The 23846-nt window shown below is 36.2% G+C and carries 12 protein-coding genes; 2 read left to right on the top strand and 10 right to left on the bottom strand.

The window, feature by feature from the left end:
• Window positions 1–22 precede the first annotated feature (22 nt).
• Window positions 23–481, top strand: a complete 459-nt coding sequence (locus BMY21_RS12210) for a hypothetical protein (RefSeq protein WP_074644627.1) — start codon at window positions 23–25, stop codon at window positions 479–481.
• Here BMY21_RS12210 and ilvN read toward each other — a convergent pair.
• From ilvN to BMY21_RS12165, 9 genes are all read right to left on the bottom strand, one after another.
• Window positions 452–940 carry an acetolactate synthase small subunit gene (gene ilvN, locus BMY21_RS12205; RefSeq protein ID WP_074644625.1) on the bottom strand — a complete coding sequence of 163 codons (489 nt, stop codon included), beginning with the start codon at window positions 938–940 and terminating at the stop codon, window positions 452–454. The two genes, BMY21_RS12210 and ilvN, sit on opposite strands and share 30 nt — an antisense overlap.
• Window positions 941–1027: 87 nt before the next feature.
• Window positions 1028–3532: a bifunctional aspartate kinase/homoserine dehydrogenase I gene (gene thrA, locus BMY21_RS12200; protein WP_074644623.1), complete on the bottom strand. Its 2505-nt coding sequence runs from the start codon at window positions 3530–3532 to the stop codon at window positions 1028–1030.
• A gap of 144 nt (window positions 3533–3676) precedes the next feature.
• On the bottom strand, window positions 3677–5962 hold the full coding sequence (locus BMY21_RS12195; RefSeq protein WP_074644622.1) for an HD-GYP domain-containing protein: 2286 nt from the start codon (window positions 5960–5962) through the stop codon (window positions 3677–3679).
• 2 nt (window positions 5963–5964) lie between these two features.
• Entirely contained in the window at window positions 5965–9930 is a 3966-nt protein-coding gene (locus BMY21_RS12190) for an ATP-binding protein (RefSeq protein WP_083379860.1), read from the bottom strand.
• An 11-nt stretch (window positions 9931–9941) separates the two neighbouring features.
• Window positions 9942–12110, bottom strand: coding sequence for an HD domain-containing phosphohydrolase (locus tag BMY21_RS12185; RefSeq protein ID WP_074644620.1), 2169 nt, complete (start codon window positions 12108–12110; stop codon window positions 9942–9944).
• A gap of 126 nt (window positions 12111–12236) precedes the next feature.
• Window positions 12237–13721 carry an InlB B-repeat-containing protein gene (locus BMY21_RS12180; protein WP_074644618.1) on the bottom strand — a complete coding sequence of 495 codons (1485 nt, stop codon included), beginning with the start codon at window positions 13719–13721 and terminating at the stop codon, window positions 12237–12239.
• A 67-nt stretch (window positions 13722–13788) separates the two neighbouring features.
• Window positions 13789–16221, bottom strand: a complete 2433-nt coding sequence (locus BMY21_RS12175; protein WP_074644616.1) for a hypothetical protein — start codon at window positions 16219–16221, stop codon at window positions 13789–13791.
• Window positions 16222–16510: 289 nt separating this feature from the next.
• Window positions 16511–17434 carry a 3'-5' exonuclease gene (locus BMY21_RS12170; RefSeq protein WP_074644615.1) on the bottom strand — a complete coding sequence of 308 codons (924 nt, stop codon included), beginning with the start codon at window positions 17432–17434 and terminating at the stop codon, window positions 16511–16513.
• Between the two features lie 46 nt (window positions 17435–17480).
• Window positions 17481–20735, bottom strand: coding sequence for a hypothetical protein (locus BMY21_RS12165; protein ID WP_074644613.1), 3255 nt, complete (start codon window positions 20733–20735; stop codon window positions 17481–17483).
• 143 nt (window positions 20736–20878) lie between these two features.
• Between BMY21_RS12165 and BMY21_RS12160 the strand changes: the two genes are divergently transcribed.
• Complete coding sequence (locus BMY21_RS12160; protein WP_074644611.1) at window positions 20879–23086, top strand: alpha-galactosidase; 2208 nt, start codon at window positions 20879–20881, stop codon at window positions 23084–23086.
• An 86-nt stretch (window positions 23087–23172) separates the two neighbouring features.
• Here the strand turns inward: BMY21_RS12160 and BMY21_RS12155 are convergent, their stop codons facing one another.
• The gene (locus BMY21_RS12155) at window positions 23173–23763 is read right to left on the bottom strand and encodes a regulatory protein RecX (RefSeq protein WP_074644609.1); all 591 of its coding nucleotides are present in this window, start codon (window positions 23761–23763) and stop codon (window positions 23173–23175) included.
• Window positions 23764–23846: the final 83 nt, after the last annotated feature.

Below are 23846 nucleotides of genomic sequence, written 5' to 3'. Positions count from 1 at the left end.
TAAAAAAAGTTATACTCCCCGTATGGCAGTGGTAATTTTACATCCAACAGAAGAATTAAAACTGATTAAATTTCAAAAAGAACTGATTTCAAACCTGTTTACTGAAGGTCGTATTTTACTCGCTGCCAGACCTCTGTGGATTGAAATTGGAAGTGATTCCGTTCCTTACAACGAACTGACATCTCTTAATATCAGAAGTATTGATTTCGGAGAACTCGAAATATCCGATAAAGAGATTTATATTCCAGTCATAATAAGCACAGAAAACGAACAAATAGATTCCAAACTATCGTTAGTTAGTATTTATAACAACAACACATTCTCTGATTCCGACCGCACCATTATCAGACAAAAAAAACAGCCGGTAAGACAACTTAAGATCTTCCGGCTGGGTAACGAGAAGGAACTAAGTTCCGTCTCAAAATGTATAACTGAATCTAAGTGGTGTAAATTACATTACCCCACTACCACGACCAAGTGATGTGAGACCAGTTCTTACGTACTCAAGTATTCCATATGGCTCGAGAAGGCGCAAAAGGCTTTCTACCTTTTCTTCGCTTCCGGTAATCTCAATAATCACAGACTCAAGGCTTACATCTACAATGCGAGCTTTATAAATATCCGCAGTTTCAATAATTGTTCCACGGTTACTTGCTTCGGCTTTTACCTTAATAAGCGACATTTCACGCTGTACAGAACTTGAAGTCTCGCACTTTTTAATTGCAATAACTTCCTGCAGTTTTGCAAGCTGCTTCTGAATCTGGTCTAAGATATATTCATCGCCGGTAACAACAATAGTCATACGGCTCTGTTCAGGCTTGTCTGTAGCACAAACTGTGAGCGAATCGATATTGTAACCACGACGACTGAACAGACCGGAAACACGGCTGAGTACACCAGTTTTGTTTTCTACTAAAACACTTAATACATATTTTTCCATATTGAACTCCCCGTCATTACGAGGACGTAGTCCGAAGCAATCCATTCGAATAGATTGCTTCGCTTCGCTCGCAATGACGATGCAGATTTATCTTTCAGGGTTAAAGCTTACAGTTCTAAGGATATCTCCAAATACACCGGCAGCTGTTACGCCTGCACCGGCACCATATCCGCGGACAGTCAAAGGAATTGGCTGATAGCGTTCTGTGTAGAATACGAAGGCGTTTTCTCCACCCTTTACGCTGTACAGAGGATCATCCTGTCCAACTTCCATCATACCAACGCTAACCTTTCCGTCTTTGATTGTGGCACCCATGCGGAGTACCTTACCCTTCTTCTTAAGGTCTGCAATCTTCTTTGCAAAGTAATCATCAACTTCTGGAAGCTTCTTCAAGAACTCTTCAACAGTTCCGCTTGAATCAAAGTTGTCCGGGAATACCTTGAACATCTGAATATCAGAAAGTTCAATATCGTAACCAGACTCGCGGGCGATGATAAGTCCCTTGCGGGCAACGTCCATTCCGTTCAAGTCATCGCGTGGGTCCGGCTCAGTATAGCGAAGTTCTTTTGCTTCAAGAACAGCCTGGCTGAAAGGAACACCTTCGTCAAGTTTTCCAAAAATATAAGAAAGAGAACCAGACATAATTCCGTTGAAGTGATCAAGCTTATCACCAGACTTATAAAGGTTCTGCAAAGTATCAATAATAGGAAGACCTGCACCAACGTTTGTCTCATAAAGGAAGCGGCGGTGCATCTTGTTAGCAGTTCTACGAAGCTCATGATAGAACTTAATGTCCATAGAGTTAGCACGCTTGTTTGGTGTTGCAATGCTCATGCCTGCGTTCAAGATGTCGAGGTAACGCTCCGGTAAATCATAAGAAGCTGTACAATCTACGAATACAGGATTAAGTGGTTTCTTTTCGCGGACAAACTTAATGATATCATCAACATTCTGATTTGAATTGAATGGGAAATCAGGCTTTTTCATCTGGTCGCGCCAGTTAGAAAGATCGAGTCCATCTTCATTCAAAAGCATACCGTCGATAGTTGTAATACAGAGAACCTTGATATCAACATTTTCTTTAAGAAGTTTTTCTCTCTGGTCTCGGATCTGGTCTATCATTGTTCCACCAATTGTTCCGGCACCGAAAGCAAATACTTCGATTGTCTGAGCAGTATGGAAGAAGAACTGATGAACCGCACGAACGGCTGTATCAGCATATTCATTTTCGATAACTGCAGAAATACAGCGCTCTGAACTACCCTGAGCAATTGCAAGAATATTGATATCCTGACTTGAAAGAGCATTGAGGAATTTTCCTGCAACACCGCGGTTAGCAATCATACCGTCGCCTACAACCGAAACAATTGCGCAGTCCTTGCGAACATCAATTGCATCAATAAGCTTTTCGCGGATTTCAAGCTCAAACTTTGCTTCAAGAGCATCTTTTACAATGTCTGCCTCGCTGTCGCGTACACAGAAAGAAATTGTATATTCAGAAGAAGACTGAGTAATCAAAAGAATAGAAGAACCGGCAGAAGAAACTGCAGAGAAAATCTTACTTGCCATTCCGGTGCGGCCGCGCATAAGTGAACCGCCCACGCTGATCATACTTACGTGCTTCAAAGAAGAAATACCACAAATGCTTGATTTACCGCGGCTTTCAAATGGTCCCTGACCAATGCGTGTACCACGAGCACTTGGATTATGGCTGTTCAAGCTCCATGCTTCAATTCCCTTTGCCTGAAGTGGTGCAATTGTTTTTGGATGAAGTACTTTAGAACCAAAGAATGAAAGTTCCATAGCTTCTTCGTAAGACATATCGTCTACGAGAATTGCATCTTTTACAACGCGTGGATCTGCAGTATAAACACCGTCTACGTCTGTCCAGAACTCTACGCGTTTAGCACGAAGTGACGCACCAATAATTGCTGCAGAGAAGTCTGAACCGTTACGACCGAGAAGTCCCATAACAGGCTTTGTTCCAGAACCTCCGTTGAATGTACAGATAAAGCCTGGGAACAAAAGAATGCGAGTCTGCTGAGGAGAAGCGCCATCACGGAATGGAGCGCAGGCTTCGTTACATGCAGAATAATCAGCTTCACCCTCTTTCTGATTTCCAGTTGTGAATACAAATTTTCTTGAATCAAGGAAGATTACGCTCTGCTTTTTTGCGAGAAGAACGTTTTCCATAATTGGAGCTGAGAGAAGTTCTCCCATACCCATGATGCGGCAGTGAACTGTGTCAGGACACTCGCCGAAAGATACACAGCCAGCAAGGAGCTTTTCGAGCTCTCCAAAATTCGGCTCAATCTTAGCCATTGTTTTTTCTGCATCAAAACCAGGAAGCTTTGACTGAAGTTCAAGACAGATTTCATTGTGAGTGTTTCGAATGTCGTTTACGTAATTTGTTCCGGAAATGCCGGATACACATGCATCGATTGCAGCCTGAAGAGTGTTAGAAACGCCGGCTGCTGCGCTAACTACAACACTAAGTCTGTCTTCTTTTGCGCGGTTGATAATAATGTCCGCAGAAGCAAGAATACGTCGGGCATTAGCCATCGACGTTCCACCGAATTTGAGAGTAATCATAGATACCACCTTGCCAAAGTCCGCAATTTCCCCGAATATCCGGGCGAGCGCCCCGCTGCACGTTCGTACAACGACACGTCGGAAATCAGCTATGTAAAATTATAATGTTCTTTCTATAATATTGAATTGCAGAAGGAATGGCAATTACCTCATTCTTATATCAGTAATTGCACACTGATCACCCGTAAGGGCAACATAGATCGAATTATTCTCATCAAGAATTGTAGTTGTATTTTTGATATTTATACCATAATTTTCTGTGTGAAATACAACAGTTTTATCTTTTTTCTGGAATTCAATTTCGCAGTCAAAACCAGCTTTATTAAAGTTTTTCCATTCACTCCAGTCCTGGAACGCTGATTTTTTATTCATTGAAAAATGATTTTCAGCATAATCATTTGAACCGTTATCTTCTCCATCCAGTTTAATGAATGCATATTCACGATAGCCCGGGCCACCAACCTTTCCATCTTCTGAATAAAACAATACAATCGATGGACAGTGCCATACAAACGAAGATTCCGGAAAACTCATAGTATGAAAAGCTAAAGTCATATTTTCCTTAATTTTAATTCCATCTGTATAAACACCGCATGGACTGTTTATCTGAATATTTGGAATATCAGCCTCAATTCTATCTATATAACTTACCTTTTCAGAAATACGTGGAATATCATTTTCGCCATACTGTTTATCGGTTTCTTCAACCTTAATGTCACTTAGCTGACAATTTTCACCGGTAAGACCAATATATACAGATTTAGAACTGTCAGAAAGTGCAATAACAACACTTACTATTTTGTTTTCAGTCTCCAAATCAAGTTTCAGATGATCTTCATATCTTCCAGATATTATTGTATACAACCCTTCAGGATTATTCCATTTATCAGAACCATTCTTTTCTTTTACCTTAACTTCTATGTTTCGGGCATTCGTACTGATTGAATGTCCGTCAAACCAAAGTTCACCGTATTCAACATAGCGATATGATTCTATAAGTTTTTCTGTTTCATAAACATGTTTATCAAAAGAATCAAAAATCACTAATGAAGGAGCACTAAAAGTTGCTTCCGTTTCATTCTCTTTTAGAATCTTACTTTTAAAACTGATTTTAGTGATGTTACGGGAAACAGGAATTCCAAGTGAAACATTTTCACGATAATTACTGCATGAAAGTTCAGTTTCAAGTTTATCTTCGGTTGCAGAAATCTGACCAAAAGTCTGAATATCCATAAGATGAACCATTACCTTTGAAAAATGCGGATCAAATTTCGCACCAGCTTCCTTTAGGAATTCTTCACGTATTACAACATTAGGAATCGCTTTTCTTTCTTTATTTTCTTCGGTATAAAAACACCAGGCATCTGCAACAGCAACAATACGAGCAATTTCAGGAATTTCATCTCCAACAAGTCCAGACTTATTATCTTTTCCATCATATCTGTCTTTACAATAACGGGCAGTTTCAGCAAGGTATGGATAATCTTTTATACCATTAAGAACCTCTTCACTTGCAACCTTATGTAAAAGTGCTGCATAGTAAACCTCTTCACACTCATCCTTGCTCTTTCCGCTTTCTTCTGCAATCTTTCTTGCAATATCTGCAGCCTTCTTTGCTTTCCCCTTTGATTTTGCATCACACTCTTCGACTGCTTTTGTAAAAGCTTCTGCGGTCTGTCCGAACAAGTCTTTCATCATTCTCTGTTCTGCTTTTAAAGAAAACAATTCGAGATTATGTGCTCTGATAACTTCATCGTTAATATCAAGATAAGTAAAAAAGTACATTGTGATGGATGACATAACAATGGCCATATTAACAATTGAAAGACCATAAGTAAAAATCTGAATTATTCCCACAACAATCGGCACGACAATATAGATGAACATAGCCATATAAATAAAACGGCTGAAAGATTTTCTATATTTGAGAATTACTGAAAGCTGAATTATTGGGCAAACTACTGGAACTATATAACAGATTAAGAAAAATGAGCCACGGAAATATACATTCTTTTCGGTGAAGGAATAATAACCGCCCGTAAAAAGATTTATTACAACTAAAAGAATCTCAACAATAGTAGCAATTTTGACAACTGTAAGTCTTTTAAAGTGGACTCTAATTTTCTGGCTTGCCAGTAAATCTTCCAGATAATAATTAAAACAAAGTACAATTCCCGAAGTCAGAGAAAAAACTAAAAAGTTAGAAAGCCTTGTCATTACATAGCCAAAGCTGGAATTATCTCCATTATAAATATATGTAAGACGGTCAAAACCAATAAGGCCTGCAGCAATCAATTCCAGAACAATAAGAATCCACTTTCTTCTTTTTGGAAGGAATCTTGTAATAAGAAGCATAAATGCCATTAGCATACAAATTGCAGTAAGAATGAGCATAATGTTCATCTGATGATTTCTTATAAAATCAAACATAATTACGACTCCTCAATGGCACTAAGCTTTTCTTTAAATGAAGTATATACTTTTAGAAGTTCATCTGTATGAGAGGCGATATATATTTTATCATCTTTATCACAAGCCTCTTCAAGTTTTGCAGCAAGCTGAAGCAGAGTATCAGCTCCTATAATATAAGCAGAGTTCTTAATCATTTGAATCTTTGCTTTATAAACTTCAAAATCTCCTTTCATATAGGCATTTTCTATATTCTGCGCATTTTCGTCGATTGTTTCATAGAAAAGTTGTATTCCTCGGATAAAACCACTTACACCGACAGAATTCTTAACACCTTCTTCAACAGAAATTCCTTCAACATCTTTCATCCAGTTTAACATAACTGGAAATTCAGTTAAGGCTTCTGAAAAATAACCTTTTGGGGGCTGCTGCATCATCTGTTCCGGAAGATTTCGCATTATGGTTCGTTCCAGAAGAAGACTGTCTATAGGTGTATAAAGACAGCCCTTATAGCCCATATCTTTATATTTCTGTTCACCTGTAAATGTATTTTCTGTAATTATATAAACTGGAAGATCTGGATTTTTCTCCCTGATTTTTCCAATAAAATCCTCTTCCAGATTTAGAATAAGCTTCTGATCTATAAATGCAATATTAAAGAAACTCTTTCTCAGTTTTTCAAGGCTATCCTCAGCATTAGATGCAGTTGTAACAAAAACCTTTGTTGCTTTTAAGAGATTTTTGATTATTTCAAGATTCATCTGATTTTCATCTGCAACAAGAATATCAGCATCAGGAGCAATAAACTCAGGAATATAAGGACCTTTTATATTAGCTTCTTCATTCTGTTCATTGAAAACTCCAAGTGGTGTTGAATCAATGATTTTTTGATTAAGAGTAAAAATAAACTCAGAGCCCTGAGCATATACACTATGGCATACGAGTTCTCCGCCCATCAGTTCTGCAAATTTCTTTGAGATTCTCAGTCCAAGATTTTTATGCTGATCGTCTGAAGCAACAAAGAGCTGATCCAGATTTTCAGTTTTAATTCCAATTCCAGTATCTTTTACAGAAAAACAAAGACTGCATTCTGAATCATTTCTGGAAACAAGTGAAAGCTTAAATTCTATGCTGCCCTTCTCTGTGTATTCTATGGCATTTGATAGCAATTTAAACATTACCTGCCTGATTTTTCCTAAATCTCCATAAAGACGCTTTGGGAGCATTTCATCAATTTTGATATCAAATTTTAAACCTTTATCTGCAATAATAGATCGGAGTGGATCAATGATTGAATACAGCATTCCCTGTACTTCATATTCACTTTGAACAAGTTCCATTTTTCCAGTTTCAATTTTTGTCATTTCAAGAACATCGGTCACAAAAGTTAGAAGAGACTGTGAAGCGCCCCTTATACCGAAAGCGTAATTCATAATCGATATAAAATAGCCTCTAGGAACGTTAGTAAAATCCTCACGCATAATCATCTCATTCATTCCCATAATGGTATTTATAGGAGTAAGGATTTCCTGAGACATATTTGAAAGGAAGCGGGATTTTGCCATATTTGCACGTTCTGCTTCTTCTTTTGCAAGACGGACTTCTGCATACTGATGTCTTATAACTGTTGATTTCATAAGACGCCATACAATAAGACCGATTATAATTGTTCCCAAAGCAAGAATGAAGATTCTGAAAACCCAGAGTTCTCCAAGCATTGGCTTTTTTACAATAGCAAAAGTCCGTGAAGAAAGAACATCTGTTTTATTATCATCAATAATCTGAACATGCAGATTATAATTTCCGTATGAGAGTCTTGTATATTCCAGAGAAGTTAAAGCATTACGCTGTGCAGTAATACCATCATCAAAATTACCTTCAAGGAATACCCGTACATAAGGATTTTCAAGAGAGTAATCCAAAACAGATACATTAAACTTAACGCGTCCGTGAGATGGTGGCAATGTAAAACTTCCGTCTGCGTTAGGCAAGATTCTCTGATTCTCACAATAAATAGAATTCAGTGCAATTTTAATATTTGTTTTTGCATCATAGAAATGATTCAGATTAACAAAAACAACACCTTCTCTTCCTGCAATATAAAGATTTCCAGATTCATCATAGGCACTATAGGAATTTCCTGTTATTGAATATGGAAGTCCGTTAGCAATTGTAAAAATTCTATAATCCTTTATATAGTCATAAAACAGATTGTCTGCATTAATCGCAAAAACACCATAAGATGAAAGGATCCATGCTTCATCCTTGTCGTTAAAATGAATATCATAATTATTGTTATATGGCATACTTGAAATAGTCTTTATTGAACCATTTCGAAGACATTCAATTGAATTAGAAGTAATAATCCAGTAAACATCTCTCTCTTCATCTTTTTTAATTTTCATTACGACATCGCTCGAAAGACCTTCATTGCGGCCAATTTTAGAGATGCCGTCTTTTCCAATTATATAAATTCCATCACCATCACTGCCACAATATACAGAACCATCATCTCCTTCTGCGACTGTAATAAATTCCGTATTTCTGATTCCCTGTTCTGTTCCATAGGTAGCCAAAACTTTGCCATCTTTAATTATTGCAAGCCCGCTGTTTGTTCCAGCCAGAATCCTTCCATCAGAAGCTGCACTTAAACATCTGATCTGATTGCTTAAAAGACCATTCGCAGTTGTATAAGAAATTATTGTACCATCTTTTTTCTGACATACTATTCCAAGATTATTTGTATATGTTGCAACCCAGAGATTTTCATTCTTATCTGTAATAATACAGCGGATACGCGCAGTCCCTATATATTCAGTAAGTTTATTATAAACAGGAGTTGTATTTTTAAGAATCTGAAGACCACGGTCAGTTCCTATATAAAGTAAACCATTATGAAGACAGGTTGCATTTACAGTTTCTTTTGGAAGCTGAGCCTGTTCAGAAAGATCAACAAAATTATTCGTAACAAGCTTCATTACTCCCTGAGTTGAAGAAGCCATCCAGATATTACCCTGATAATCTGAAGTTGACATTTCTATATTATGATTCATGGGAATATTAGAAGGAATCTTAAACTGATTTTTCTTATCAAGATAACCAATAGTTGAAGTAGAAGATATCCAGACTCGTCCACAGTCATAACTAAGCCAGTGAATATTTTCCAAAGGTGATACATTGATTTTTGTCATGAACTCAGCTTTGTTACCGAATCCACCATAGTAAATATAACTTGATTCTGTTCCATAATATAAGTTTCCAGGAACTACAGGATCAGCCATAATCGTGGTTATCTTTTCAATTCCAAGTTCTGCACTTGAATAGATGTTTGTAACCGAGCAGTTATTGATAATAAAAATAAGTCCATTTTTTGTCTGGCCGTAGATATTTCCACGTGAATCAGAATCCAGTTTTAAAATTCTTTCTTCATCTAAAACTTCATTAGAAAGCGTTGTCAACTGGCCGATTGCATCTACATACGCAAGCCCCGAAGTTGTACCAATAAAAATATTACCTTCAAGATCTTCTGCAAAAGTTCTTATTGAAGAAGATGGCAGCCCTTCTCTAAAGGTATAATGCCGCATCTTTTCACCGTCTATAACTACAACACCATTATCATTGGTTCCAACCCATATTCTGTGCCTGCTGTCTTCAAATAAAACACGACCGCTTGTCAGTCCATTAACCGGAGGAAGTCTTTCAAAAACAGAACCATCATAGCGGATTACGCCTGCATAACCACAAATCCATACATAACCATCTGTGGAGCCAAGAATATAGTTTGCATCTGAAGTGGGAAGCCCGTTTGTTGCATTATAAATTTCACAGGTATATCCGGTCTGTACAATCTGTCCTGTAACTGCGTAACCGCCGCCTATTCTATGATTGTCAACGGCAGATAATTTCAGTGTTCCTGTTAATGCAAAAATAATTAAAAGCGAGGATTTTAGAGATTTCTTGATTTTTGCCTTAATCATTTTTGCCGTCACAAATCACCTCTTTAATAAACCACAGAACTATATTTCTTTAAAATCATCTTTACTTCTGGCAGTGCATCCATAAACACTTCTATACATTTTGCATCAAACTGAGTTCCTGCACCTTCCTGAAGAATCTCCAGAGCCTTTTCAATTGGAAAGGCAGGTTTATAAACACGCGGAGAAGTAAGCGCATCAAAAACATCTGCAACAGCCATAATACGCGCAGAAAGCGGAATTACCTCACCGTGAAGTTTTTCTGGATAGCCTTTTCCATCCCATCTCTCATGATGATAAGCTGCCATATTACGGGCTTCTTTCAAATAGTTTTCACCCTGAACAGAGCTGATTGCATTTTCAAGAAGAATCTTACCTGCAGTTGTATGACTTTTCATAATCTCAAATTCTTCATCAGTAAGTTTTCCAGGCTTATTCAAAACTCCATCTGGAATATTGATTTTTCCAACATCATGAAGCGGAGCCGAACGTACAACATCAGAAATAAATTTAGGTGTAATTTTCTGAGCATAGTAGCCTTTCTTTTTTAAACCTTCTACGATGATTCTTACATAGGCAGCCGTTTTCTGAACATGAGCACCAGTATCAGAATCGCGGCTTTCTACCATATCCGCCATTGTAATAATCAGGCCATCCTGCATCTTAAGAGTTGAATCCGAAAGATGTCTGATATCACGCATCTGCTCTGCCTGATTAAGTGTCATCTTACAGATAGCCTTGTAAAGTTTTTCAACCTCGTCCTCAGTATGAATATCAAGAGAGCGGATAATCCTTACATTTTCATCAAGTTTTTCCTGATCTTCACCAGACATAGCAAAACGTTCAAGACAAGAAGTCATGGTACTTATAGGAATTGAAGTGTATACTCCGGTTTTCCATAAAGCAAAGGCTACAATTAAAATAAAGAAACCTGCCATTGTCAGGATAATTTTCATAAAGAATACAAACATATAATCTGCTATGTATTGAAGAGAAACATCTGCTCCAACATAGCATTTCATATTTCCAAGGCTATCAGTTACAGGGTAATAAACTGTAAGCAGCCAGCCCCAGGCATCGTTTGTTTCTATAGGACCAACAAGTTTTCCTTCTGCAAGATCCATAAGATATGGTTCAAAAGGTTCCTCAAAAGGAATGACTTCTCCCGGGTAATATGGAGGTTCTGCATCTTCATCAACTATGCTTGTATCTACATCAAAAATAAATCTGCCGTTCATACCTTCAGGCTTCACAACATAAAGGTAAGAAATATCAGATGCACACATCCACAATTTTGAAAGGAGTTCAGCAGTTTCATTATACCCTTCTGCATCTCTTCCATATTTTATATAATCATCAAATTTATCAAGATCAATAATTGATGCGGCAGTTTTCACTGTACTCCAGGCACTTTCTGTTTTTTTAGCTTTTTCATTTTGAGAATAAATACGAAGGCCAGTCCATCCTGTAAGAATCATTACCATGAAGGAAGACAGAACTAAAGTATGAGTTGTTCTGGAACGCAGAGAACGTTTTACAGTTCTGCGCATGCTTTTTAATTCTTTTAATTCCTGTTCAGACAGAGGCCTCTGTAACCATGCGCCTAAAGAATAAATACTGAGTTTTTCCTGTGGTATAACTTTCACAAGAATCATTACCAGTAAACACGATATTCCTTTATCTGCTATCTGAAGTAAAAAATTAACAAGTATAAAAGAAATCAGATATGGGAAATTTGCAGCAGAAGAAAATGAATGTGCCGTCTGAGAAACAACAGACTGCTGTCCCTGCACCAATATAATAAATTGAATCAATGAAACCGCAATTGCAGAAAAAACTGAAAGAGCAAGAGCAAAAAGAATTGTCTTTCCAAATTTCTTAAAGGAATGTTTCTGTAAGAACCAGACTGTAAAGATTGCTATCAGAGCATTAAAGAAGGCAAGGTAAAGAGCAGCCTCATTAAAAATAGAACATACAACATTTGAAATTACAGCCGTCAGAATTCCCAGCAAAAGCATACCGCTTAAAGCTGAAACAACTATTGTACCAACAGTATCGAGAAACAGAGGTAACCCAAGTTTGAACATCAGGAATGACAGAAGAACATTTATTAAGGTTCCTGTTGCTACAAGTGCAAACTGGCGAATGCGAAAAATTAGTAATTTATGCGCAGAACTGTCTAACTGATATCTCACCTGTAAATAGCCTCTCTATAATTATAAGTCCACTTTTGTTTTTCTTCTAGTAAAAAAATAAAGGCAACGTGATTTATTAAACCACATTGCCTTATAGTTTTTTTGTATTTTTAAATATTTTCCTGCTTAAGGGTTATTCGGATCATACTCTACAAGAGTCATACGGATACTCCTAAGTACAGTTTCACCTGGTTCGATGTCAATGTTCATCCAACCGTAACACATACCAGTATCAGTATTAGTTACATGCTCTTTATATATTGTTCCATCCCATAAATGGTTTGTTCTTTGGTAATAATAACCATACCACAATGTATCAACAGGAGTACAATCATCTCCGTCACAACAATACATATCAAATGCAAGTTTAGTGTTTGGATCATACATTCGTGCTCCATATGCTTTTGGCATAATATTGGCTCTATCATTAGATGCTAACATCGTATCTGAATGGGATGCCATTTTTGCACCAGTAATTTTTGTATTGCTGGTATTTGTAAGCATCTGATAAATAACTACAAATGATGTATTTGTTGCCGAATCATAAGCAAGTACTGGTATTACCGTCAAGTCAATATCACCAACAGAAACAGTATTATTTCCATCCTGGAAATTTACTGAAGTTCCATTAACATTCCAAGTCCAGCCACCATTTCCACAAGTTGTTTGACACCAGTTAGATGAATTAGTTAGTCTTCCTCTAAAGTCGAGTCGGCCATTTTTGAAACTATATGAAACTACATTCGCACTGTTTGTATAATAACCATTTTCTACAGGAACTGTTCCCGAATCATAAGTTGTATTTGCATAATCCTGCATTACAATTATGAATACGTAAGCAGCTCCACCATCGGTTTCATACTTTACAGTAGTAATTCCATAGTTAACAGGAGATACAACTCCATCCTGAACTATTGCAACATCTGTATCAAGACTTGTCCATACAGGATTTGAATTATCATATCCAACTACAGTTGGAATTAAAGTAACAGGAGAATCTGTTGTACCTTTAAAGATAATTACACGATGATCCATATATATACCAACCTGTTTGAAGTTAGCATATAAATACATATCCTGTTGTTTTTCATACGCAGCCCAGCCCTCAATTTTAGACTGTGGAGAGCATGAAGAATCTGTATACCAGCCAAGGAATAAATAACCAGGCTTTTCTACAGGTAATAATGTTACATCATTTTTAACATTATAAGTTCTTGGATTAGGATTAGAGAGTCCGTTAACATTGTAATACGTTATATTGTACTTTTCCTGTACAAATTTAGCATATAAAACTACATTGTTCGTCTTCTCATAAGCTTTCCAACCAGTAATTCTTGTGGAAATATCGCAAGAAGGATCTGTATACCAGCCTCCAAATGCGAATCCATTCTTTTGAACTTCTTGTAAAGTTACATCTTGAGATATAGTAAAAGATGTTGGATTTGGATTTTCTAAATCGCCCACATTTTTATATGTAATTGTAAATGTTATTCCATCTTTTTTTCCCCCCATTGCAGTATAAACTTCTTTCATGTCTAACTGATTCTGACAGGATACTAAAAAGAGAAGAATAAACGTATATACAAAACATTTGAACAATTTTTTAATCATACACAACTCTCTTATGTAAGATAGGAACTTGTGCATAATAGTTATATGCACAAGTTCCTGAAAAGGATTAGTTTACAGGAGCAATAGGTGCTACATTAGAATAGCGTGTTGCGCAGCCTTCTTTTTCACATACAACAACATAGCTGTAACCGTCACCTGTTGATAAACCAGCATCATTATAAGTGTATTTAAGACTTACAGGATATGACTCAGGCTCCTTTTCTTGCCTCTGACCATTTGAATCCAGTTCATAACAAGTAAAAGGTTGAGTTATTGGATCTTTTGATACAACAGGTCCAACCTTTGTCCATACAACTTTTGTCATATCTGATGTAGCAACAGATGTTGTTCTGTAGAGAGTATATGTTACTCCATCTTCAGTTGTTTCTGGAGTTACTGATACTAAATATCCATCTAAGACACCAGTTGTTCCATAATTACGCTTAAAGGTATTTGATTTTGTAAATGTTACCGTGTTAGCAGATGATGGCTGCTTTGGATTATCTCGTTCTACATTAATAAATGGTACAAATTTAATAGAATCAGTTTTTACACCTTCTACTGTTTTAACCTGAATAATAGAGTAACTTACTCCTGATTCTTTTTCTGTTGTTACAAGCTTCCAAGCATAGTTACCAGGTGCAAGGTCCTTCAATTCAACAAATGCAACATATTCAGCAGCTGCAGAATCATCATAAGAATTCTTTTTAAATCCTGCTTTCTTGAATTCCTTATCTACATCACCAATTGTCCAGTCTGCTGTCTCAAAATCCCAAATCAAAGCACCTGTTGTCTGATTAATTTCAGGATGAGCTTCATAAATAGTATATGTAAAGTCATCGAGCATTTCTTCATAGAGTGTATGTTTAATATTCAAAACAACATCATTGTATTCATACTTATAATCTGCTGCTGTAGCACCATCAACCTTGTTATCATAAAGCTCTGCTGTAAATGTAGGTACACCTGCATAATGCATATTTACGCTTACACCTGAAGAACTTACAACTTCTTTATCTTTATAACCTTCTTTGCTCAAAGAAACAAGGAGGTATACGTAAGATCCAGGAGTATGATTCTTTGTGAATGCCTTATAAACTTTTCCAGTAGCATCACCTGCTGTCAAGACAGTAACTTTATGATCATCATCCCTTGCAAAATCAGCAGCTACAGGAATATAACTCTCATCGTAAAGTCTTTCGATAAAGTAAGCTTCATCGATTGTAATACCTTCCTCTGGCAATTTAATTGTCCATTCAATGTCATTATTGTAATCGTCGTTATCAAGTGTATACTTAGTACCACTGATAGTTACATTTCCAATTGTAGAAAGTGCATAACCAGCAACAATAGATCTTCTTGTTGAGTTATTCATCTCAGCATATCTTGTACCATCAGTTACAACAAGTGTATAAGTATAAGCAACTGAATTATCTTCAATAGCATCATCAACAAAGAAAGTTCTTCCACTTATATCTGTTGCCTTTACTTCGCCATTTACAGGTGTATAAAGAGTTGGTACTTTGAAATTCATGTTATTAACTGGAGTTGCAGGATTATAGTTTACGGATCTGTAAAGCTTGTAACATTCAGCTGGAAGAATTGAACCATCAAGTGAAGATGTGAAACCTGTAAATACTACACGAATTGTATCTGGTGTTTTATAATTTGAAGTAGTAATACTTGCACCAGAACCAGCAAGAGTTTCTACTTCAACTGTTTTTTCAGAAATTACAGTATCAGTTTTACCATACTTTTCGTTAGCAGCCTTTGCATCTACAATAAAATGATATTTACCAGAAGTTGTAATAGTTGTCCTTGAAGCATGTAAAATAGAATCATTTGCAGATGCTTTAGATAAAGCACTAGAAACAGAATTTCTACTATCATTATTACGTAAAGTTTCATATGCATTATCCATTGAATAATAAACATCGTATTTAAGATAAGCTTTTCCAGGGAAAGATACTGCAATTGTATCTTCAGCATCTTTATATACATTGATGTTTTCAGCAGAAACTACATAATCAGCATTCTTTGAACCAGACTCAAAATTATAAAGTTCGAGAGGGCTTGTTTCATAAGAAGGAACAATAGCTTTTACGCTTACTGGAGAACTCAAAGAGTTTTCTGTTTGAACAGCACGATCAGTTTTATGATCCTTACTTACAGCTTCTACAATGTATTTGTAAGTTTTATTATTCTGAATATTTGTATCAGAATAATTCAAGGTAGTATAAGCAATGCCGTTTTGTGTTTTAATATGATTTCCTTCCTCATAAATGTACAAAACATAACCATACGCATTTGCAACAGGTGACCATGAAACAAAGTTCATGCCCGGATAAGCTGTAACCTTAACTTCTGGAGCAGCCAGATTCAGAACAGTATCAATTTCTGAACTTACATTAAAATCAGGTGTATTTTTACAACCTGCGAGAGTGAGAATTGCAGCCGCAGACAAGGCAGCAGCAGCAAACTTAACCAACCTTTTTTTCATAAGATAAAGTCTCCTTTCCTTAATTATCATTAAGGAACATATTTATTTACCTGCACAAGCAGATATAATACATTTATCCGCCTTTAAGGCAGATTAAATGAATTATTCAGAAGAAAATAAATTTAGAAAAATTGATAATAAAATGAAAGGAACAAACTTTTTTAATACTGACTATTCACTTTTTAGCATTTTCTTAAGCAATTTATTCTATAAATTAAGAATAACCCCCTATTTATATGTTTGTCAATTTTTTTTTGTAAAATATAACACATTTTTATTCTATATCAAACTATTTCAATAAGCTTTCCAGTTCTTCAAGAAGCATAATCTTGAGTCCACGTTTTTCAATCTTCTTAACATGTTCTGGATTCGGCATTGAAATAAAAACTGCATTTCCGCTTGCTGTAAGATGCTCACCGGTAACTCCACCGTTATCATAAATCTTTTTAACAAGCTCAAAAGCGTAATCTACATCGCGAAGGATTTTATTGTCCAGTTCGAAACGCTCACCTAGCACTGTCTTAAAATGAGGCATCGGTGATTTTTTCCCATAAAGTCTCTTGATTTTTTCTGTCATCTCACGGCGGTAAGCTCGCTCAGCTGCCTGTTCAAGAATCTGCTCATTTGAAACAAAACAGTTTTTTCCTTCAGGACTTGAAATGATTTCTTCAACACTCTGCCCTGTTCGCATACATTCAGCCTTAAGACAGAGCATTGTCATAATTGCATCATCTTCAGATTTATGGCTCTGATATTTTGCTACGTTTACTCCAAACTCCTGAGCCCATTCAACAAGCTTCTGCTTCTTTTCATATTTTCGTTCAAGATATCGTTCAAGATCAAAAGCACGGAATTGAATATAAGGAATATCATAACGCTCGCAGGCATCATTTACAAAACCAACATCATTTGAAACTGCAAAACCTGCAATATAACGATTGCCGGTTGTAAACAGTTTTTTGATATCCTTATAGTAGCTTTCAAAATTAGGTTTAATCCGGAAATAATCCTTAGAGTATGCGAGCTTACAATCCCCTTTACCGGAAAGCAGGTACCAATCGAAATCACACTCTGGATTCATTACGACATCTTCACTTTCAATGATATTCAAATCATCATCACAGATAACATAACCAAGCGAACAGATTTTACCAACACCATCAAAGGTATTCGCACATTCACAATCAAAAAAAACAAAACTCTTGTGGTTCATTCTTCTATTATATAGGTTTTAAGTTGGAGGTGCTAGGTGTCTTATTTTATTCCTTAATCTTTACTTCTGTCATTTCAGTATGATTATCAGAAAAGTGTGCAATAACACAATAACAATGTCCGTTTTTTATTTCATCTACAGGAATGACATAACGTCTTGGAGAATGATCTTCGCTTGAAAAATTAAATCTTTTTTCACCAATATGTTCTCTAAAATATTCCCACTCTTTTGCAGTCCAGTTTTTACATACATCATAGGATTCATCTGTTACAACTGTATGTACAAAAACAGGCTCATCTGAACTAATGGCCACAGAAGTTTTAGAATTTCCATTTGGAATAAGCAAATCATACAATCTTTCACGTTGTGTCTGAATACCTGTATAGAAAATTCCGCCTGAAGTATAATAGTAATTATATTCACTAGTCGAATGATCAGTTGAAGTTAAAAGTACAAAAGAATCTTTTGGAAGTATTAAGTTAGTTCCACTAAATTCAAAATAACCGTTATCTTGATCTATTGAATAAAAGTCCCTGGTAACTGATAAAGCAATTGTATTATTAATCCAATAATCATCGTTTGTAAGAGTATAAACATATATATACTTTGTTTTACTTGTTTTTTCGTAATCACTCATATAACGGGAATTTATTGGACAACTGGTTAATGTAGCCGTTACTTTATTTGAATTTCCATTAATTTCCTGCGTTTGAATTGTATCAAAACTCTTTGGCTCATAAAGTCCATCAGGTATATAAAAACTTGCCTTTTCGAATGCAACATTACCATTTACATCATAAGATTCGTATGGAAAGTAATACCATACATCATTCTTTTGTGTATTATTAATTATTTCCCAATATGGTATTATCTTAGAAAAATTATTCTGCTGATTTAATTCAATTGCATCATCTCCCAAATAAATAACAGCACGCTCTGGAGAAGCACCACCTTCATATTTGATATATACCTGATAAAATTCATAAGTACCTCGTTGGGTTAGAACAGTAGGTGCTGTAAAGTCATACTTTATGTTTTCCTGCGCATTAAAACATTCTATATTTATAGAACCTATACCACCTAATAAATTATTCTCAGTAATTCCATAGAAAGTTAGTGATTGAGATTGGTTAGATAATCTTGTATCAATACTGAAAACATATTCCGTACTACCATATTCAATAACAGCATCAGAACCATATGATTTTTTTACAAGAATAGATTTGTATAAATCCCATTCTGATTCATCTATATGCAATATTAAATCATAATAATCCCAATCCTCAACTGATTTTGGAATATGCCGTTTTATATCTTTTTCTCGATCAAACTGTATATTAATTGTATTATTTCCAACTGAAATTTCATTTTTATCCATTTCAATTTTCAATAAATCTCCATAAAGATTATGTGCAACTTTAGGAACTGCATAGTAAGTACAATTCCTATCTAACGAAATAGATGTATAAGTTTCACAACCATATATCCGAGTAATTGCATTATCTGAATCTTCTCTAAATAAATCAAATTCATAGCCTTCACTTTGAACATATAAAAACTCAGCTAAAAGGATATCTGGCTCTTCTGTGGATTTTTTTAAGGAATATAAAGAAAGACAAGGCAATATAACTGCAGTTTGAGAAATATTACCGATATCATCCTTTACTATAAGAGTAAAGTTGTATATATTCCGCTTTTTCAAATCATTTAAAGGTAATTCCCAGATTAACTCATCTTCATTAAAAGAAAAATCTCTTTGTTCTTCTTGACCTGTCTCATCAATATATTTTATAGAGGGAAGAAATAAATGACCTGTTAAAAAAACACTTTTATACAACTTTTCTTTAACACCATCAGAAATCATTGCATGATCATCATTATAAGATATTTCTTCTGATTCATATACATATAAAATGCTGATATTATCTTCATAATTTGAAATATCATAAAAATCATTAAAATCCATTGATTTCTTCTTATTCATATAAGCATTAAAGTCAACTTCAATTTTCCCACGATTCTTAATTACAGAAAGAATTTGTTCTTCGGCTTCATTATCACAGGCATCAAAAACCTGAACTTTTAATAATACTGCCCCATTTTTTGGATTATCATCATCGCCCTGTAGTGTATATTTAATACAAAAACGGGTATAACCATCTGCATCAATCCAGAAGTTTTCCAGAGAATTTCCATCACTGTTTATATTGAACCTTGTATATTCAACTGGCTGTATTTCAGGATCATTCACTACTTCGCCTTCTTCATTATTTGTACGCTGTTCTGTAATAATAACATTTTTAATTCCTGAATCTTTATCATAATAACGACCATAAATATACACTGTACCGCCAGTTCTATTTTGTCTGATTTCATCCCGTGATAAATACTTTTCTGTTTTATTAGCAAATTTTTCCAGTTGATTAATCTTTTCTATCGAATCAGTATTATCCTGTGTTAATGGAGTTCTGGTTACAAAGAAATCTTTTACATCAGGTTTAACATTTTCTTTTTGAGGAACATATCTAACTGAAAAATTTGAATTATTATTCTGTTGCAAATACAGTATTGTATTTTCTTTACAAACAGAAACTGTTTCAGCGAATGAAATACCAATATCCAGAAACGCAGCATTCAGGCTAACTATATAATTCAGCAAATCCTGAGTTTTGGGCATTATTGTAATAGTCTGATTATTGTTACTAAGAACAGGTGTTTCAAAATATTCAGAAAGACTGATTTGTAAACCATAATGTGATATAAACAGTTTTTCAGATGAGATAATATCATCTTTCATTGGCATATTGAAATTGATTACTATAGGTATATTAGTAAGATTCTGTGCAATTGGAGATGAAGGTTCGTGCAAAGTAACAGATGGTAACTGAAAGCACACTGGTCTAATCAAAATATCATCCTGCTTTTTTACAATTTCTACATCAACTGTATAAATCCCTTTTTTTTCATCTGCTATAGAATTAACAGGAGTAAATTTTACACAGTCTGCACGACTTATTGAAGGATTTGTTTTGCATACAGCTTCCAGACTGTGATATTGATATTCATCAGAATCTAATGAAAACTGCAGTTTTTGGCTATAACCAAGTCTAAATTCTTTTTCACCTGAAGAAATAAAATAACCAATGGTCTCATCAGCTTTTACCAGAACTGTACAGACAGGTGCATTTTTATAAGCGATAGTTTCAGTAATATCTTCTTTTATGTTCTGATTATCAAGGAAGTTTTCACAGGAAGAAAATAAAACAAGCAATAAAAAAATATATAAAAGACGTTGTTTCATCTAAAACTCCTTTTATTCTTAAAATATTATTACATAGCTATAGTTATATGTCAAAAAGAAGAACTTATTTATATTTAACTTGCTGTATTAAGAGGTTGTAGTTATACTAACAAAAATATACAAATTATGAGGTAAAAAAAATTATGATTTCCTTTGATTCAAAGAAAAATAGTTTCCGTTTAGATACACCAAATTCAACATATTCAATTTTTATTAACGAGCGCGGCTATATCGGGCACGCTTATTATGGCAGCAAGATTGGTGAAGATGATGTTTCTTACCTCACCCGCAATATGGAATACGGTTTTTCCGGAAATAAGATTTTCCGCGAGAAAGGAATGTTTTTAGACTTCTTTCCGCAGGAACTTCCGACAGAAGGACTTGGTGATTACCGTGAATCAGCTCTTGCAGTCTGTGACAGCGAAGGTCATAACGCAATTGAATTAAAATATAAAAGCCATAAAATCATTGCTGGTGCAAAGGAACTTCCGGGACTACCGGCTGTTTTTGGAGGGGCTGAAGATTGTTCTGTCCTCGAACTCACCGCTACAGACGATATTCTCGGCGCAGAGGTTACCCTCATTTACACTGTTTTTGATAAAATTGATGCAATTGTACGCTCAGTAAGAATCAAAAATAATGGAACAAAACCTTTCTATATTAAAAAGGCTCTTTCACTTGCTTTAGATATTGATAACGACAATTTTGATATGATTACACTGCACGGTTCGTGGGCACGCGAACGCCATATGGAACGTCACGCGGTTCATATGGGAAAGCAGGGCGTTGTTTCTATGCGCGGTGAAACCAGTCATCAGGAGCATCCTTTTATTGCCCTCCTCGATCACAATGCAGACTGGGATTCCGGTCGTGTTTATGGAATCAACTTTATTTACAGCGGAAACTTTGTTGCAGACGTTCAGAGAAATCAGTTTGATAATATCCGCGCAGTAATGGGAATTAACCCGGAAGGCTTTACATGGAAGCTTGAAAACGGAGAAGTTTTTGATACTCCTCAGGCTGTTCTTGTTTATTCTGATTCAGGCCTCAATGCAATGAGCCGCACTTTCCACGATCTTTACCGCGAACACCTTATCCGCTCTCCATACAAAAAGGCAGACCGCCCTATTCTCATCAATAACTGGGAAGCAACTTATTTTAATTTTGATACAGACAAGCTGATTGATATAGCCCGCGAAGCAAGCAAAGACGGCATCGAAATGCTTGTTATGGATGACGGCTGGTTCGGTCACCGTTCTTTTGATGACAGCTCACTCGGTGACTGGACTGTAAACGAAGATAAAATCAAAGGCGGACTTAAGCATCTTGTTGATGAAGTAAACAAGCTTGGCATGAAATTTGGAATCTGGTTTGAACCTGAAATGATTTCTCCTGATTCTGATTTGTACCGTGCACACCCGGATTGGGCAATTCAGATTCCTGGCCGCGAACCTGGTATGAGCCGCCAGCAGCTGGTACTCGACATCACAAGAAAAGAAGTTGAAGACTATACCTACGAAAGCGTCGCAAAAATTCTTCGAAGCGCAAATATTGAATATGTAAAATGGGATATGAACCGCCAATTAACAGACATAGGATCTGTTGCACTGCCCGCCGACAGAATCGGCGAGTTCTATCACCGCTACGTTCTTGCTGTTTACCGTCTGCAGGAACGATTACTCACTGAGTTCCCAAAACTTCTGCTTGAAAACTGCTCAGGTGGCGGCGCACGATTTGACCCGGGTATGTTCTTCTACAGTCCTCAAATCTGGTGCAGTGACGACACAGATGCAATTGAGAGACTTTCTATTCAGGAAGGAACTGCCCTCATCTATCCGCTTTCCACAATGGGAGCACATGTTAGTGTCTGTCCTAACCACGCCTGTGGCCGCGTTACTCCGTTTAAGACACGAGGTTATGTTGCCCTAAGCGGAACCTTCGGCTACGAACTGGACATCACAAAACTTCCACTGGAAGAACGCGCAATGATTCCAGGTCAGGTTGCACTTTACAAAAAGTTCAGCAGCCTGGTTCGTAACGGAGACTACAGCCGTATTGCAAGTTACAGTGAAAACAACGAATATGACTGCTGGGCTAGTATTGCAAAAGATAAGTCAAAGGCACTTGTGACTTTTGTTCAGGTAATGAACCACCCGAATTATAAGACACGATTTATAAAGATTACCGGGCTTAAGCCGGATGCAAGATATAAAGTGACCTGGCCAGATGAAGACCTGTCAAAGTTACAGCCGGTAGAACTGACCGGCCTCACAATTGCAAAAGCCGGCATTCCGGTAAGACGCGACTGGGGCGACTTCCAGGGACAGTTAATCTATATTGAAGAAAAATAAATTCCTCACAGAGCTTAAGAGGACACAGAGTTTTTATAATTTTATTATCCTCTGTGCCCTCCTTTGCTCTGTGAGAAACTAATTCATTAGAGATTTCGAATCTGTTTTTGAGTAAACCCTTGTCTTAGCATAGCCGCTGTTAATTTTTCACCAGACTTTGTTCTGGACAGTTTCTCATATGCTTTGCGGCAGATCTCGTCTTCATCATTTTCTGCAAAAAAATTATCAAGGGCTTTATTTGCAACATCTCGTGCTATTCCGCGTGTTGCAAGTTCTGCAGACAACCTGCTTCTTCCCTCATAATGATTTGTTTTTCGTGTATTAAGCCAGGCAGTTGCATAACGTAAATCGCTCAAATAACCGCGCAACTCAAGATAAGACATCGCGGCTTCGACATATTTTTTATCATACTTCTTTTCTATTAATTTACGTGTAAGTCCAAATCGGCTCTGTTCAGCACGGGCAAGATATGAAACAGCTTTGAGTTCAACTGCGCAGGTAAGACCTGCGTCGAGAAGGCAGTCGGTTTCATTTTCATCAAACTCAACACCAACATCAATTCTCTCAAAAAGACCTTCCGGCAGATATTCCGCCCGCACATAAAATGCAGAACCCTCTTCAGGCGCTACCTTGAACATTCCACTGTATGATGTTTCTGCGATTGTCTTGATAATCATATTATTGCGTTTAATTATATCAATAATCAGTTCAATATAAAAGAAAATTCCTCACAGAGCAAAAGAGGACACATACCTAAAAT

The organism is Treponema bryantii (genome assembly GCF_900111035.1).
GTDB classification, from domain to species: Bacteria; Spirochaetota; Spirochaetia; order Treponematales; family Treponemataceae; genus Treponema_D; species Treponema_D bryantii_C.
Note: the sequence above shows the minus strand (reverse complement) of the source record. Positions and strands in the feature narration are given on the sequence as shown.